This window comes from Candidatus Cloacimonadota bacterium, from assembly GCA_012516855.1.
Classification (GTDB): Bacteria; Cloacimonadota; Cloacimonadia; order Cloacimonadales; family Cloacimonadaceae; genus Syntrophosphaera.
In genome coordinates this window covers 18,086-33,776 of sequence record JAAYWB010000022.1, presented here as the reverse complement: position 1 = coordinate 33,776, position 15,691 = coordinate 18,086, and the positions used below count along the sequence as shown (strand labels likewise).

13 protein-coding genes are annotated in these 15,691 nt (G+C 54.5%); 4 read left to right on the top strand and 9 right to left on the bottom strand.

From position 1 onward, the window contains the following. Positions 1–381 precede the first annotated feature (381 nt). Both GX466_02235 and GX466_02230 read left to right on the top strand, forming a co-directional pair. Positions 382–1,014: a hypothetical protein gene (locus tag GX466_02235; protein ID NLH93028.1), complete on the top strand. Its 633-nt coding sequence runs from the start codon at positions 382–384 to the stop codon at positions 1,012–1,014. 526 nt (positions 1,015–1,540) lie between these two features. Continuing rightward, positions 1,541–1,984, top strand: a complete 444-nt coding sequence (locus tag GX466_02230) for a hypothetical protein (GenBank protein ID NLH93027.1) — start codon at positions 1,541–1,543, stop codon at positions 1,982–1,984. Between the two features lie 457 nt (positions 1,985–2,441). Here GX466_02230 and GX466_02225 read toward each other — a convergent pair whose 3' ends face one another. The 8 genes from GX466_02225 to GX466_02190 form a co-directional block, all read right to left on the bottom strand. Continuing rightward, a complete protein-coding gene (locus tag GX466_02225) occupies positions 2,442–2,867 on the bottom strand; it encodes a GNAT family N-acetyltransferase (GenBank protein ID NLH93026.1) in 426 nt (141 codons plus the stop codon). Next, positions 2,851–3,807, bottom strand: a complete 957-nt coding sequence (locus GX466_02220) for a DUF4340 domain-containing protein (protein ID NLH93025.1) — start codon at positions 3,805–3,807, stop codon at positions 2,851–2,853. Before GX466_02220 ends, GX466_02225 begins: the two co-directional genes overlap by 17 nt. Next, positions 3,804–5,369 carry a GldG family protein gene (locus GX466_02215; GenBank protein ID NLH93024.1) on the bottom strand — a complete coding sequence of 522 codons (1,566 nt, stop codon included), beginning with the start codon at positions 5,367–5,369 and terminating at the stop codon, positions 3,804–3,806. Before GX466_02215 ends, GX466_02220 begins: the two co-directional genes overlap by 4 nt. A 1-nt stretch (position 5,370) precedes the next feature. Beyond that, on the bottom strand, positions 5,371–6,093 hold the full coding sequence (locus GX466_02210; protein ID NLH93023.1) for an ABC transporter permease subunit: 723 nt from the start codon (positions 6,091–6,093) through the stop codon (positions 5,371–5,373). Continuing rightward, the gene (locus tag GX466_02205; protein ID NLH93022.1) at positions 6,090–7,163 is read right to left on the bottom strand and encodes an ATP-binding cassette domain-containing protein; all 1,074 of its coding nucleotides are present in this window, start codon (positions 7,161–7,163) and stop codon (positions 6,090–6,092) included. Before GX466_02205 ends, GX466_02210 begins: the two co-directional genes overlap by 4 nt. Before the next feature lie 4 nt (positions 7,164–7,167). Beyond that, on the bottom strand, positions 7,168–8,328 hold the full coding sequence (locus GX466_02200) for an efflux RND transporter periplasmic adaptor subunit (protein ID NLH93021.1): 1,161 nt from the start codon (positions 8,326–8,328) through the stop codon (positions 7,168–7,170). Positions 8,329–8,527: 199 nt separating this feature from the next. Next, the gene (locus tag GX466_02195; protein ID NLH93020.1) at positions 8,528–9,079 is read right to left on the bottom strand and encodes a GNAT family N-acetyltransferase; all 552 of its coding nucleotides are present in this window, start codon (positions 9,077–9,079) and stop codon (positions 8,528–8,530) included. 98 nt (positions 9,080–9,177) lie between these two features. Beyond that, the gene (locus tag GX466_02190) at positions 9,178–9,333 is read right to left on the bottom strand and encodes a hypothetical protein (GenBank protein NLH93019.1); all 156 of its coding nucleotides are present in this window, start codon (positions 9,331–9,333) and stop codon (positions 9,178–9,180) included. A 269-nt stretch (positions 9,334–9,602) separates the two neighbouring features. Here GX466_02190 and GX466_02185 point away from each other — a divergent pair, with 269 nt between their 5' ends. Continuing rightward, positions 9,603–11,021, top strand: coding sequence for a M81 family metallopeptidase (locus GX466_02185; GenBank protein ID NLH93018.1), 1,419 nt, complete (start codon positions 9,603–9,605; stop codon positions 11,019–11,021). A 335-nt stretch (positions 11,022–11,356) separates the two neighbouring features. Continuing rightward, entirely contained in the window at positions 11,357–13,642 is a 2,286-nt protein-coding gene (locus GX466_02180) for a T9SS type A sorting domain-containing protein (GenBank protein ID NLH93017.1), read from the top strand. A gap of 287 nt (positions 13,643–13,929) precedes the next feature. Here GX466_02180 and rpoD read toward each other — a convergent pair whose 3' ends face one another. Beyond that, complete coding sequence (gene rpoD, locus GX466_02175; protein NLH93016.1) at positions 13,930–15,666, bottom strand: RNA polymerase sigma factor RpoD; 1,737 nt, start codon at positions 15,664–15,666, stop codon at positions 13,930–13,932. Positions 15,667–15,691 lie beyond the last annotated feature (25 nt).

Genomic DNA, 15,691 nt, shown 5'->3' with positions numbered 1-15,691 from the left:
GGTGTATTGAAAGAAATGTAGTTGCTAAAAAGGGGGTTATTCATAAGAGTGGCATATAGTTAAATACTAACTTTTATTTTGGAGGATAAAAGTGTATAAAAAGCGTTGTCCTAAATGCCATTCGAATCGAGTAAAAAAAACGGCTTTTTCAGAGGAATGCAAAGATACCGTTGTCTTGACTGCAAGCACGTATTCAACAACAAGCGTAGAGACTTCACTGCTTCCTGGGCCGCTAAGATATGGAAGGACTATATAGACCACAAACAAACCATACACGAGCTTTGTGAAAGATACTCCGTTAGTCATGCGGTGATTGAAAAATACTTGGGCAGCTACCAGGTTACACCGGTTATAGACTATCCTTCAAGTGCAATAGTGGTAATGGATACTACCTATTTCAGAAGAGGCTTTGGGGTAAGTATCTTTCGGGATCCCAACTGCAAGATCAATCTCCTTTGGCTGTATGTGCAGCATGAAACTCTAGAGACATACAAGCATGGCATAGAACAAATCATCGCTAAGGGTTGCTCTGTAACGGGTATAGTCTGTGATGGCAAAAAGGGTTTGTTTTCATCTTTTCCTGGTATCCCTGTACAAATGTGCCAGTTCCGTCAGAAACAGATCATCACAAGATACCTAACCAAAAATCCGATACTTCCAGCTGGGGTTGAATTGAAAGCGATCGTTGAAACTCTAAGCTCTACCTGTGAAGTAGTGTTCTCTATGTTTATTGAGTTGTGGCAGTTGAAATGGGATCAGTTTTTGAAGGAAAGGACTTACTCCAGTACCGGAAAGTGGTTCTACACGCATAAACGACTAAGAAGTGCAATTCGTAGCCTAAGATCAAATATGCCCTATCTGTTCACTTACCAGAAGTATCCAAATCGCATGATTCCCAACACCACAAATTCGATAGAGGGAATAAACAGCTCTCTTAAAGCAAAACTCAAAGCTCATCAAGGTATTAGAGACACCAGAAGAAAGAAAATCATCGACTACATGTTGGCTAAATAGCAACTACATTTCTTTCAATACACCGGACAAAACAATAAAGCTTTATGGCTTGTCATTATAGATCTTGTATCAAACCGGGAGGTCGAGCTGGTTGATCGAGCCCGTAGGGTGACATAAGGATAGCGAGGGAACGTGAGCCCCTCGTATACTGGATTCCGGATCAATATCACCTCGCAAGCTCTGTGACGTCCGGGATGACGTGGCCTCGGAGCCTGGCGTACAGCGAACGCAGTGAGCATGGACGACAGGAGGTATTGGAATAATCATTCATTGCTGCCGTCGATGCTCGTTCCTCGCTCGACGACAGCTAGACCGTCACGGCAAGTTAATATGTTGGAAAAAAGCTTGACTTAGATTAGCAAGATCAAAAGAATGCAACCTAACGTTTGGCTCTAGTATAAGAATGATTATAATGAGGGATATTTAATGCCCTCAAATATCCTGAAGAACAATGAGTTGGATTATACACCAACTTTTGGGACTCTATAGTCTTATCAGTACCTAAATACACTTGAAGAAGAAAGATATGATGGTAAGAATCGTATTTGGCTTAATTCTCTGTGCATTAATCTGCGGCTGTGCGAACTCAGCCCCTCGTTTTACGCTTGATGACGGCGAAGGTGTCTATACATACACTAACGAAACATCTAAGGACCAAAAGACCAGTTATTATTTAGCTGAAGAGTGGCTTAGCATAAACATAGCAAATGCGAATAAAGTCATTACCTTGCGCCAGCCTGAAACAGGCACTTTAATAGCCAACCCCCAAATGCAGATACCTATGGCATTAACTATGTTATGGTGTAGTTATTCGCTCAAGATAGTATGCTTAGACAATCAGGTTATCACCAAGTTCACAGTAGGAAAGCTTGAAAGTGGTGCTTATCCTCCAAAGAATTCTATGCCAGAAATACAAGAAATATGTCAGCAACTTAGCTCCGATCTGCAGAAATATATAAATAATAACTGACCTAGCCGTGTATTTCCCTTTTTGCCCTTTCGCATCCACATCCTTACCGCCTCCCCTTCAGTTCCCATTGGACCATTGGGAAGTCAGCCGGAAGTGAATGAGATGTGAGTGGAACAGGGTAATTGGAAGCTCACACAGATTTTGTGGATTGTAAAAGTAACCGCGCTCGCCATATCGCCTTTTTCCTCGGAGCCTGGCGTACAGCGAACGTAGTGAGCAGGGATGACAGGAGGTATTGGAATAATCATTCATTGCTGCCGTCGATGCTCGTTCCTCGCTCGACGCCAGCGTATGGTCGGGCCGTTAAGGCTCTTTCTTTGGCCTTGGTTTCGCCTCCCGCATGATTCCCGCATTTGATGCGGGCATTGTGCAAGGGGCGTGGGAGAGGGATGGTCGCGGGCGCTAAGGGCCTGTTTGGCGGGGCATTGCGGCGACCAAGGGTTTATAGCTCTTTAGGTCAACCCTCTCTTCTGATCATCACGATGTAGCCCTCGAGGTCCGTAAAGCCATAGGAGGAGTAAAGATGCCGGGCAGCGGCGTTTTCAACGTGAACCTCCAGTTTGGCCTGCCAGCCGTTGTCGCGGGCGATGGAAAGGGCTTCCTCCAGCAGGGCGCGGCCGATGCCCCGGTTTTGGAATTCGGGCGACACGGCCATGTGGTGGATGTAGAGCCTGCGGAAATCGTGGCTGAGCCAGGCTGTGCCAACCAGAATGCCGTCCAGCCAGGCCAGGAGCATGGTCCCGTTCTGGCTGAGGTTGTTCTGCACAGCTCCGAAGCTGTCAGCCCGGGCGGGGTTACTGATCCCGGTTTCGAGCCAGATGGCGGTAATGCTCTGGAAGAGGTCGGGATCGAGTTCCCGGCAGCGGCTAATTTTGAGGTTCAATCGAGCTGGGGTCGCCCACCACTGCCCGGAACAGCGCGGCGTGGCGGGTGAAGCGGAACACGGTGTCGAAAAGCACCACGAAATAGCTGTCCGGATAGCGGTCTATTTTGAGCAGGTAGTTTTTGTCCTCCCAGGCATGGAAGCTGAGCTTCACCCGGGAATTGTCGTTCAGCATCAGGTCCACCTCACATTCCGGGGCGGGGACGGAAGAGGCCGGAGGCAGGGTCTCGCCGCTAAGCATGGTGTGCGAACCCAGATGGGAAAGGGCGTTCAGCAGTTTGCCCATCACCAGGTTGCCCGGCGGAATGTCGAAATCCTCAATATTGTCGCTGTAGTGCCAGATATCGCCGTTCCGGGTGAGTTCATAGCTGTTTTTCTGGTGCTTTATATTGATGGTGAGCAACTGGTCGGAAAAGAGGCTGAGCGCGTAGGGCGAGCGCCAGGATTCCAGCTTGGGGCCATAGAAGGAGTTCACCTTGCTCCGGATCTGGAAAACGTTGGTCCCGCCGGCGAAACAGAAGTAATCGAAGGGATTGCCCAAATCGCCGAACCAGACCTCGCGCAGCAGCTTGTTTCGGGCGTCGAACGCCTTTATCCGCAAGGCATTGTCCTTCGTGAGTCGATACTGTTTGAGGGCCTCTTTGCCGGAGGCGATGGGCTCCGTGGAATATTGCTTCAGGATCACATCCCGCATGAAAAGCTGGAAATGGCCTTCCTCCACGTCCCACGCGACGGGTTTGGTGATGCGCCACCTGCCGTTTTCCAGGGCGAAGGAGATGCTGGTGTCCGGGCTGGCGATTTCGATGGCGGCCACCACCGTGCTGTCGGCGCTGAAGATTGCCCTGTTGCTTTCCCGGTCGCGGCGGGTGAGCACCAGTATGACCACCGACGCCAGCATCAACAGAAAAACAGCCAGCAGAACCAGCTTGTTCTTTTTCACAGAGTCCCCCGGTTCGAGCGCCTGTAAGCCTGCGCGAAGCCCACAAAGGCCAGAAGCAGCAGAGGCAGTAGGATGGCGGTGAGCTTGAAGCCCAGGGTGAGGTTGGATATCGTTTTGGCAGGTTCGGCGGGGCGCATCTGGTTCCTGCCCATGTAAACGTCCACGCCCAGGCGGTTATAGACCGTCTTTTGCGAGCGCAGCTTCACCATTTCGGCGCGTCCCAGCAGGTGGTCAATGGCGTTTTGCACCATGTAGGCGCCGGAGCCGAATTCCAGGTTGAACTCGCTGTCTCCGAAGAGGATGACGCGGCCACTGGGGTTGGAGGGGTGGAAGGTGCTGTCCGTAAGTGCTTGGGAGAAAAAGCTTTTGAGCGGGCCGCTGAATTCCGCTGCCACGGTCATTGGCGGCATGCTCAGCCAGCCGGGTTCCTGGCTGCGGTTGATCGCTTCCTCGATGTTGAAATAAGGCCCCATCAGGGAATTTGACTTTCCGGAGGTCGTCAAAACAGGCAAGCGCTTCAGCTTCGAGCCAGGCATCGTGACCAGTTCCGAGGCTATGTTCATCACGATGGGATCGAAACCGAGGGCGTAAGGCACATCGGGATTGGGTTTTAGCCGGGGGAAGAAGGGATAGGGCACCTGGGTGCCGAGGGCGGAGCCCCTGCCAAGCTCACATTCCTCATCCAGAACGATGTTCGGCTTGATGAAAATCCCGTAGTGTTCCAGCAGCCGGAAGACGTTGCTGTTCACCTCCGAAACGCCCGTACCCTGGGAGCTGTAGGTCACCAAAGCCCTGTCCTGAAGCATCACCACCTCCCCGCCCCGCATCAGGTATTGGTCCAGATGGTAGAGCTGGAGGGTGGAAAGCGAATCCACCACGCCCATGCAGAGCATCACCGGGGCCTGGGGCAGGCTGTCCAGCCTGGTGACTTCGAGGTTGTAGTTCTCCGTCAGTTCCAGGAAAAAGGTCGCCACGTTGTCCTGATAATAGGCATACTGATACATCAGGGCCAGCGAATCGGCGAAGAAAGCAACCTTGGGCAGCGTTTCCGGCTGAAGTTTGTTAACCTCTTTGAGGAGTTGGTATTCCAGCATTGTCTCCATGCCCGGGCGCAGATACATCGATGAAGATTTGCCCCCGCCTTCAAAGCTCACACCGAAGACGATTTCCTTGCTCACCATCTTGTCTTCCTCATAGATGGTGGCGTTCAGGGGCGGGATGTTGTATTGCCGGGCCTCGTCGATAAGCTCTTCGGTGCTTTTGGCCCTTACATACTCATATTTTAGCTTGCCGCGCGAATTGCGCTGAAACTCTTCCAGCATGTCCTTCAGGTCGCGGTTCAGGCTGCTCAGTTGCTGGGGCAGGTCGTTAGAGGCGAAGACTTTAACCACCACCTTTTCCTGCAGGGAGCGCAGGCTAGCTTTGGTGGCCTTACTGAGGGAATGGGCGCGGCTGCTGCTTGCATCCAGGCGCAAATAGAGGAAGCTGGCCAGAATGAGCGCGAGGACGGCGATGAGGATTTTGACGGCGTAGGTTCCGAAAATTTGGCTGCGGGTGTTCATGTTATCTCTCCTGCATCAGGTTTGCGCTCTGGAGGCGGAATTGGGCCAGCAGCATAAAGATGAAGGTGACCGCGGCAAACCAGATGAGGTCGCGGGTGTCGATCACTCCCTTGATGAAGCTATTCAGATGGTAGTCGAAGCCGAAATACTCGAGGGCGGCAAAGAGCTTCAGGGGAATCAGTTCGCCCAGGCGGCCCAGCAGGAACAGGACTCCGGAGATGGCCAGGGCGGTGATGAAGGCCAGCACCTGGTTTTCCGTGAGGCTGCTGGCAAAGATGCCGATGGCGATGTAAGCCGCCCCGGCACAGAGCAGGCCTAGGTAGCCGGTGAAAATGGCGCCGGCATCCACTCCGACTCCGAAGATGAAGATCAGGGCGGCAAAAACGAGGCTAAAAGCCAGAACAGTGGCCAGTTGCGCCCAGGCAGCCAGGAATTTTCCCCAAACGATGTGCCCCAACCTGATGGGCAGGGTGGAAATCAGCTCCAGGGTCCCGCTGCTGCGCTCTTTGGCGATGCTACCCATGGTGATAGCCGGGATGAAAAAGAGGAACAGGGAGTGCATTCTGGCCAGAGTTTCGCGCATGTCCGCCACTCCCAGCTTGAGGGCCGTGAGGGCAAACCAGATGCCGGCAGCGAGAAGGAAAACGCCGAAGATGATGTAGGTGCCCAGGGAGCGAAGTGCCAGCGAGTATTCCTTTTTGGCGATGGTGAGGGCGGGATTCATTGCTGCTCCTTGTTGTTGTTGCCGTTTTCCGGGGGCAGGTCCTCCCCGGGGCAGATGAGGTCACTGTCGATGGGGTCATGCCTAGCCACCAGTTTGCCAATCTCCTCCTGGGGAAGCTGGGGCTCCTCCTCCACCGGGATTTCCTCCTGCGAGGTAAGCTCGTGGAAGATGTGTTCCAGGCTTTGCTTTTCCTGGTAGATGCTCAGCAAGTGCCAGCCCTGGGCTGCCACGAAGGCTGAAAGCTCCCTGCGGATGTCGGTTTCTGGCGGGGCAAGGAAATGCAGCAAGCAAGCCTCTCCGTTTTGGGATCGCGAATCCAGCTTCACCTCCGGGTATTGACTCAGCCAGGGATCAAAATCCGGTTCCATCGCCTCGAGTTCCAGAATCACGCGCTGGAAACCGGAGATGTGGGCGCCCAGGTTTTCAATCCTGTCGTCAACTATCACGCGGCCCTTGTTGATGATGATAACGCGCGAACACAGGGCCTGCACTTCCTGCATGATGTGGCTGGAGAGCAGCACGGTCTTGGCCTGTCCCAAGTCGCGGATGAGTTCGCGGATTTCCATTATCTGATTGGGGTCCAGTCCGCCGGTGGGCTCGTCCAGGATGAGCACTTCAGGATCGTGGAGAATTGCCCCCGCCAGCCCGGTACGCTGCCGGTAACCCTTGGAAAGAGTGGCGATGCGCTGGTTCCAGACCTCGTCCAGGCCGCAGGCTTCGCGAACGAATTCCAGCCTTTCCCCCAGCTTCGCCTCTTTCATCCGACGCAGATGGCCCAGGTAGATAAGGAATTCCCCCACCGACATTTCCGGGTAAAGGGGATTGTGTTCCGGCAGATAGCCAATGCGGGCGCTGGCGGTGATGGGGTCGTCAAAAACGCTATGCCCGTCAAGCTCGATGCTTCCTTCATCCGGCTGCAGGTAGCCCACCATCATGCGCATCGTGGTGGTCTTCCCAGCGCCATTGGGGCCCAGAAAACCCACTATTTCGCCGCTTTCCACAGCGAAGCTAACCCTGTCCACGGCCTTGATCTGGCCAAAGCTGCGCGACAGACCTTTGATCTCTATCATCTCGTTACCTCATCATCATGCGCATAAAATTATTCTGCCCCGGGGGCTCCGCGAGCAGGATTTCGTCGCCTTCCTTCAGACCGGAGATCACTTCCACGTTCTGGAGGTCATTGGCGCCCAAGGTCACCGGGATGGGCAAAGGCTGGCTTGGCGGGACATTCTTTTGATCTTTGGCGGCCTTGTCCTCTTTGGGCTTCAGATACACGATATCCTGATTCTTGTCGTCGGTGAACACCGCGCGGATGGGGATCACCAATACGTTCTGGCGCGATTCGCCGATGATGGTCACCGCCGCGGTCAATCCGGGCTTTGCTGTTTCCCCGGTGGCGTTGATGCTGATTTCCACGGGAAAGACCTTGGCGTTGTTTTCCTTGATGGCCGCGGGAGCAATCTTCACGATCGAGCCGGAGAAGTCCTCGTAAGGCAGCGCATCCAGCTTGATTTTGGCTTCCTGCCCCAGATGGAATTTGCCGATGTCCACCTCGTTGATATTGCTCTTCACCACCATTCGCGAAAGGTCCGCGATCTTCATCACCACAGTTCCCTCGCCAAAGCTGGTGAGGCTGGACTGCACCATTTCGCCTTCGTTCACTGTGCGCTCTATCACTGTTCCGGAAGCGGGCGCGATGACGTGGACAACCTTGCCGGGCACGTCCATGTCCTGGATAGCCTCATACTGGCTTTGCGCCTGGCGAAACTCGATTTCAGCCGAGCTCAGTTCGTCCCGGGCAGCGTCATAGCTTTCCCGGGGGATGTAACCCTTGTCAAGCAGGATCTTTTTGTCCGCCAGATCGTCCCGGGCGTTTTTCAGCCGCAGTTCCGCCCGGCTGAGCTGGGCTTTCGTGCTGAACAGCGTGTTCGCCTGGTTATAGTCCGGCTCGATGTCCGCGATCACGTCCCCTTTCTTCACGAAGTCGTTTTCGTCCGCGTAGAGTTTCACGATCCGGCCCGAAACCTTGGATTTGATAGAAACCACCGTCTCAGGCTGCAATTCACCCGTGATTTCCACCCGCGCCACGATTTCGCCCTTCGCCACCTTGTGGCTGGGAGTCACGCCCAAAGCCGCCGCCTTGCCCTGGGCAGCCTTTCCGCACTGCCTCAGCCCAAGAAACAGCAGCAGCAATGCCGCCACTATGATTATGACTATCTTCCATTTTTTGCGCATGGGAATCTTACCGCCAATCTCTATTTGCCTTTTTCGGACATCTGATTTGGCGGCTGTTTCCCTGTCAATGAAAAAGCTCCAGCTCCCGGCAGAGGAAGGGTTTGGGGCCAAAAAAGCACCGCGCAGTTGGAAAAGGCTCTCCAGCATTGTGGTTATTCCGCTGGAGTCAGGTAACAGAAGTCTATTTCGTTTCGGGTCCTTAGTTGCCTTGAGGTGCGGATATATTGCCAATCCTGAATTTGAGTTTGTGATACTTTATCCCGTTATGTTTCAGCACCTTGTCATCTTCAATGATTTCAAAACCGACACCAAGGGCCAAACGCACCATTCTTTCATTACCTGACCAAGTTTCACAGTAAATGTATTCCAATCCAGGGTTTTCAAACAGGTATTCAACCCACAGTTGCGATGCTTCTTTGCCTATGCCCTTACCCCAGAAATTTTCCTCCGGGACGACAATACCAACTGCCAGGAAGTCCGGATTATTCTCAATGAAGTAAGAAGAAACCCAACCAATATGAGTGCCATCCACTTCTATTTCAAACCGCGTTCTTTTCTCTTGGGCTCCTTTTGACAGTCTTTCGGATAGCTTTTGGATAAAGCTCTGGGCAAATGTATCACTCATTTCCTCCCAAGGCGCATCCCATTTGGTCCATTCGAGCCCTTTTATAAACCATTTTCGATAATCATTCAAATCAGCATCGGTCAGGTCTCGCAGAGTAACCTTTTGTCCTTTTATCTCGTTTGCCATGTTAAGCCTCTCCAATAGCAAATCGGTATTCCGTATCCACTTCATGTCAGGTTGTGGCTGCCGAAAGCGGCTGTGTCTACAAACTTTCCGGCGACATACTAGTTACCCTGGCTGTCGAGGGCTACGGACTGACCTTCAACGCGAAAAACCCCTCTCGAGATAACCGCCCACTTCCATTCGGGCGCCTGCGCTGTCAAAACCGCCGCTCCGAAGAGCAGGACAATGCACATCACAAAGCTTTGAACCGCCTTCATTTTTCCTCCCTGAGGCCGGATATTTACACTAAAACTCTCTGGCCAGATTTTGTCAAACATGTCGAGCGAAATAGGCTCCTCCCGATGAATCAGTCAGATTGTCAGCGACAGGCAAAAGCGGACAAGTCTCCGCCGCTTCATTCTCTGCCAACCTTTACCTGCCTTGAACAATTATTGGCCGATTTCCCTCTGAAAAGAATACATCCTGCTTGACATAATCACACAGTCGACAGATTTATCCCAAAAGGAACCAACTGCAGAGGAATGTCATGCGTGTCGCCATCGGCGGATTGTTTCACGAATCTAACACTTTCAGCCCCCTCGTCACCGGGGCGAAGGATTTCCTGATCTTTCGCCGCGAAGAAATATATGCTCATCAGGATGCCTATTTACTTGCCAAAGGGATCATCTCTTATTTCCAAGCTCAAGCGGAATATGAACTTATGCCGCTGGTCTTTGCCCGGGCGGTGCCGAATGGCGAAGTGGACGCGGAGCTTTACAGCAGGCTCAAAAGCGAGTTTTTCAACTATCTGCAGGAAGCCGGACCCGTGGACGCCTGCGTGCTCGCCCTGCACGGTTCGATGCGGGTTCGGGGTATCGGTTCCGCGGAAAGTGACCTGCTCCTCGCCCTCAAGTCCGCGTTCCCCGGCCTTCCCGTCTTTTGCGGCCTGGACATGCACGCCACGGTCACCCGGGATCTTCTGCGCTGCTCGGAAGCCCTGGTCGGTTTCAAAACAGCCCCGCACACCGATGCTTGGGAAACCGGCTGGCAAACCGCCCGGCTGGCCGACCTGGCACTCAGCACCAAAACCAGACTGCGGATGGGCGCCGCCCGCCTGGATTGCCTCATCGCCGGGGAAAAATCCGAAACCGACTTTGAGCCGATGCGCTCCCTGATCGCCGAACTGCGCGAAATCGAAGCATTGCCGGGGGTCTGCTCGGCCTCTCTGCTTTTGGGCTTTCCCTGGGCGGACGCGGAGGAAAACGGCGTCACCGCGCTCGTAGTCACCCAAGACGACCAGGCCCTGGCGGATGCCTGCGCCCACCGGATACGTGACAGTTTCAGCGCCCGGCGCGGCGAATTCTGCTTCTCCGTTCCGGCCTATCCTCCCGAACAGACTCTCACTCTGGCTCTGCGGGATACTTGCAAGCCCGTGCTGGTCTCCGATTCCGGCGACAACCCCACCGCCGGCTCAACTTCCGACAACACCGCCGTCATCTCGTTGCTGGCAAACGAACTGAAGCACCTCACGCGCGGCAAAAGCATCACGGTTGCCGGTATCTATGATCCTGAGGCGGTCCGTGTCTGCGCCGGGCGAATGGGCCAAAGGATTTCCCTCCGGGTAGGCGGCAACTTTGACACCCAGTATTGCCAGCCGCTGAGGCTGCTGGGCGTTCCGCTACGGGTGGTGGAGAACTTTGGCCTCTATGCCGCCACCCTGGTCCTTTTCCAGACGGAGGAATTCGACCTGATCCTGACCTCCAAACACATCGGCTTCACCGATCTGGAGCCGTTCCGGGTTTTGGAGATAGACCCCTTTGCCCAGAATGTCATCGTGGTCAAACTGGGCTACCTGACCCCGGAGTTACAAGGCATAGCCGCCAAAGCCTATCTGGCACTGACCCGCGGCTGCACGGACGAGGTTCTGGAGAGATTGCCCTATACCCGTCATTATGACCTGATCTGAACCATAACCGATTGTGATTTATGCGCATTAACTACCCGGTGCTTTACCGGACGCCTTCAGGATTACCTTTTCCACGATCCGTTCAATTCGTGGACAGGAAAAAGAGTCAGGCATACGAATTCAATACGGATTTACTGATTGGACGGATTTCGAAGAGAAAAAGGACAAAGGGAAAAGGTTGGTGATGGGTCGGGGTCGGATATACTTATTTTCATACGGATTAACGGAGTTGTTTGGCTTTCTTTTCTTGTGCCGGGGCAATAATACGCTTATTATATCAGAGCTGATTGCCCCGTTACCAGCAGGAACCGCCCCAAACCCGCGAAGGAGGAAGGATGTTACGCCTTTTGAAGATTCGGAACACGGCCTTGGCAGCCTGTTTATGGCTGTTCTGTGGCGTTCTGGCCGCGGAGTTCGTCACTCCCGCGCAAGCTCTGGACAGTTCCGGGAAATGGATCAGGCACTTCCAGCCGGACACCGCCAGCCCACTGAAGCAGATGCAGGCGTATCAGGACGGCCAGTTCCTTCCCATACCGGAGCGGCGCGTTTACTCCGGTGACGACAGCTTGCCGGAGCTTTATTATGTCCGTTTCGCCGACGACACCTTCGCCATCCTGCCCGCGGATGACAACCTTCCACCCATCCTCGCCTATTCCACCGAACCGGGGAGGGTGGGCGAAACGCTCCCGCCGGCCTTTTACGCGCTTATGGAAGCCTACGCCGCCAATGTGCGCCACGGCAGGGCCACCGGCACCGCGAGGCCCGGGCAACAAAGACTCTGGCAGCAACTGGCGGCCGGTGACTTCTCCTTCCTCGACGTCACGCGTGAAGTCCGTCCCCTGATAGAAGTTAGCTGGAATCAATCCTGGCCGTACAACGAACTCTGCCCCGCCGATCCCGCCGGCCCGAGCGGACATGTTTACGCGGGGTGCATGGCCGTGGCCATGGCCCAATTGCTCAAGTATTGGAACCGCCCCATTCAGGGAATCGGCTCAAACAGCTACATTTGCCAACTCCACGGCTATCAGAGCGTGAACTTTGGAGAAACGACCTATCAGTGGGACCAGATGCCTCCTGCGTTGCAAGCTCCCAACCTTGCCGTTGCCACCCTCCTGTACCATTGCGGGGTGAGCATGAACATGCAGTATTCCTATGCGGGCTCGGGGGCAAACTGGTACGCCGGGCTGGATGGACTGAGGAATCACTTTGGCTTTCCCGAAGCCACATCCCTTGAGCGGAATAATTGCTCCGACAGCCAGTGGACCGATACTTTGAAGGAACAACTGGACCAGGGCATTCCGCTTTGGTTCGGCGGCTCCGACCCAACCATGAATCACGCCTTCAATCTAGACGGATACCAGGCCGGTGATTATTTCCATGTGAATTTCGGCTGGGGAGGCAGTGGGGATGGCTATTATAATATTGACGCCATCAATTATTTATCATACAGCTTAAACACAGACCAACGCGCGATAATCAACGCTGTCCCGCAAGGCTACGCCGTCGACGGCGCCAGGATCAGGCTCGGCGCCCATGACGCCCAGATCACGCATCCAATCACGGTCAGCATCTCCACCGACCCCATACTGTCCAGCTGGGGTGTGTACAGTTATAGCCTCAGCATTTCCTATCCCTGCGAAGGCCTGCAATTTGACGGCGCCGAAACCGTCGGAACCATGTCCGAAGGCGGAAACATACTGGTGAATAGCCCTGAGCCCGGGCTGCTGCAAGTATCCTGGACCGGAGCCAATCCGCTTGTCGGCGGCGGGTCACTGCTGAAACTCATTTTCGTGGGCAGGGAAACCGGAACCTATCTCATCAGGCCTGTCGCGGCGGAATACGCGGGGGTGAGCGTGAATGACTTGGGAACGGCAACGGCCAACGTTTTCAGCACTATAGACAGCCCCGCCGGGAGCTCGCTGCGGCTTTCCAACGCTTTGGGGGTGGATTACGGCGAAACCGCGACCCTGAACCTCCTCACATCCTATCTGCCTCCCTCATGGAACATTACGCATTATGAGTTCGACCTAGCTTTTCCTCCCGACAAGATAACCTTCAGTGAGGTCCAAACCTCCCAAACCCTCTCTGCCTGGGCGACCGGCGTCCTTGCCGAGCTTCAGGGCCCGGGTTCGCTGCGTGTTTCAGTCGATAGCGATGAGCCCATCACGGGGCTGGCGGATTTGCTCCTGAAGGTCTGCTTCACCGCCGTCGGCAATGACTCCAGCCTCGTTGTGGCGCAGGTTCAGCTCAATAACTTCTTCTACAATGGCTTTGCCGTCCCGGGAACCGTCAATGCCGTCGTGAGCCTGGCTCCGGTGAGTGCCGTTTCCGAAGGATTCCCCGAAACCCCGCTGCAAATCTTCGCCTATCCCAATCCCTTCAAAACCGGCACCGAAATAAAACTTGCCCAAACCAAGCAGGCGCCCCTGACCCTGGAAATCTACAACCTGAGAGGGCAGAAAGTGTATTCTCTCTTTGAAGGCATACTGCCGGAGGGAAACCACAGCTTCACCTGGCGGGGCCGCGACCAGGCCGGAAATGCCCTCGGCCCGGGCATCTATTTCCTCAGGGCAAAGACTCCCAACAGCCTGCAAACCAATAAGCTTATCCTGATTCGGTGAAATCTCTCACAGGTTTGTAATACTGCATCCGGCCGCAGCAACGCCCTGCCAGCCAGGCCCTTAGCGCCCGCGATATTCCCTCTCCTACGCCACTTGCACGATGCCCACACCGGACGCGGGAATCATGCGGGAGGCGAAACTATGGCAAAAGAAAGGGCCTTAACGGCCAAGCCACACGCTGGCGGCGAGCAAGGAACGAGCATCGACGGCAGCGGGGATCACATCCTATCATCCATCCGCCCTTTCACGCCCTCCGGGTTTGAAACTGTTTCTTTTATCTTTGTCCCCTATTTGACGTTAAAATTATCCATGAACTGTTGTAGGATGGCGGCGCGGGAGGGGTGGCGGAGTTTCCTGAGGGCTTTATCCTCGATTTGGCGGATGCGTTCGCGGGTTACCTGGAAGATGTTTCCGACTTCCTCGAGGGTGCGGTGGTAGCCGTCGTCGATGCCGAAGCGGAGGCGAATGACGCGTTCCTCGCGGGTGGTGAGGGTTTTGAGCACCTCATCGACCTGTTTTTTAAGGAGGGAGCGTTCGGCAAGGCGTTCGGGACTGATGATGGTGCGGTCTTCGATGAAATCGCCGAGGATGGAATCTTCGGAGTCGTGTCCGATGGGTTTGTCGAGGGAGACGGGTTCCTTGGAGATGGAGAGGATGGATTTGACCTTTTCGACGGGCATATCGAGGACTTCGGAGATTTCTTCCGGGAAGGCATCCCGGCCGAGTTTTTGCTGGAGGCGGCGGCTGGTGCGGTTGATCTTGTTGATGGATTCGATCATGTGGACAGGGATGCGGATGGTTCGGGCCTGGTCAGCGATGGCCCGGGTGATGGCCTGGCGAATCCACCAGGTGGCGTAGGTGGAGAATTTATAGCCCTTGCGGTAGTCATACTTTTCCACGGCGCGCATGAGACCGGTGTTTCCTTCCTGGATGAGGTCGAGGAATTCGAGGCCACGGTTGTTATAGCGTTTGGCGATGGAGATGACGAGGCGGACGTTGGCCTCGATCATTTCGTTCTGGGCTTTTTCTTTGTTGCGTTCTGCGCGGTCGATTTCGCGGAGGAGGAAGATGAGGTCGTTTCCGGTCATCTTGGTTTCGAGCTCAACGCGGCGGATCTTGCGGCGGGCGTTCTTGATTTTGCGGAGGGTTTCGATGAATACTTCTGGGTCGATCTTGGTTTCGGCGCGGACTTCCTCATAATCCTCGTCGGATTTTTTGGCGCGGCGGCCGTAGGTGCAGATTTCGTCGATGGTATAGCGTTTGATGCGGGTTAGATCGGTGATGCTGTTATAGCTTTCCTCGATGCGTTCCACGAGGGAGCGGACGCGGTACACCATGCGCTTGATGAGTTTTTCATTGTAGGTGAGAAGGTTGAAGTTGTCGATGACCTGGTTTCTTAGGGCGTCGATCTCTTCCTGGCGGGAGGCGTTTCCGGCGTCGTCATAGTCGCAGTTGTCGAGGATGATGCCGATTTTTTCGAAGATGGCGTCGTTGGCCTTGAGGACGTCGCGGAACTGGTCAACGATAATGACATCCTGTTTTTTATCTATCCAGGTGCCGATGTCCACGCGGAAGATTTGGTCGAGGCGGACACGGCGCTCGCGGTAGCGGTGGAGGAAGTTGTACATTTCGCGGAGGGTGGAGCCGGACTTGAAGACGTTTTGGTTGACCATCTTTTGGTAGGTTTCGATCTTCTGGGCCACGCGGACCTCGCCTTCGCGGTCCAGAAGGGGAACGCGGCCCATTTCGCGGAGATACATGCGGACAGGATCATCGTAAAAGCGCTTGGACTTGAATTTCTTGGGGGGAGCGGGTTTGCGGAGGGCGGCTCCCTTGGTAAGGCGCTTTTCGGTTTCGTCGATGATCTCGATGCCGTCCTGGCGTAGGTCGAAGATGATGTCGTCCACCTTGTCCAGGAAGAAGGGGCTGTTGGGCAGAATGTCATTGATCTGCTTAAAGGTGATATAGCCGGTGTCCTTGCCGAGATCGACAAGTTTCTTCAGACATTCGTTGTAGGTGATCATTAATGCTCCTTTCGAGGCGGGACCT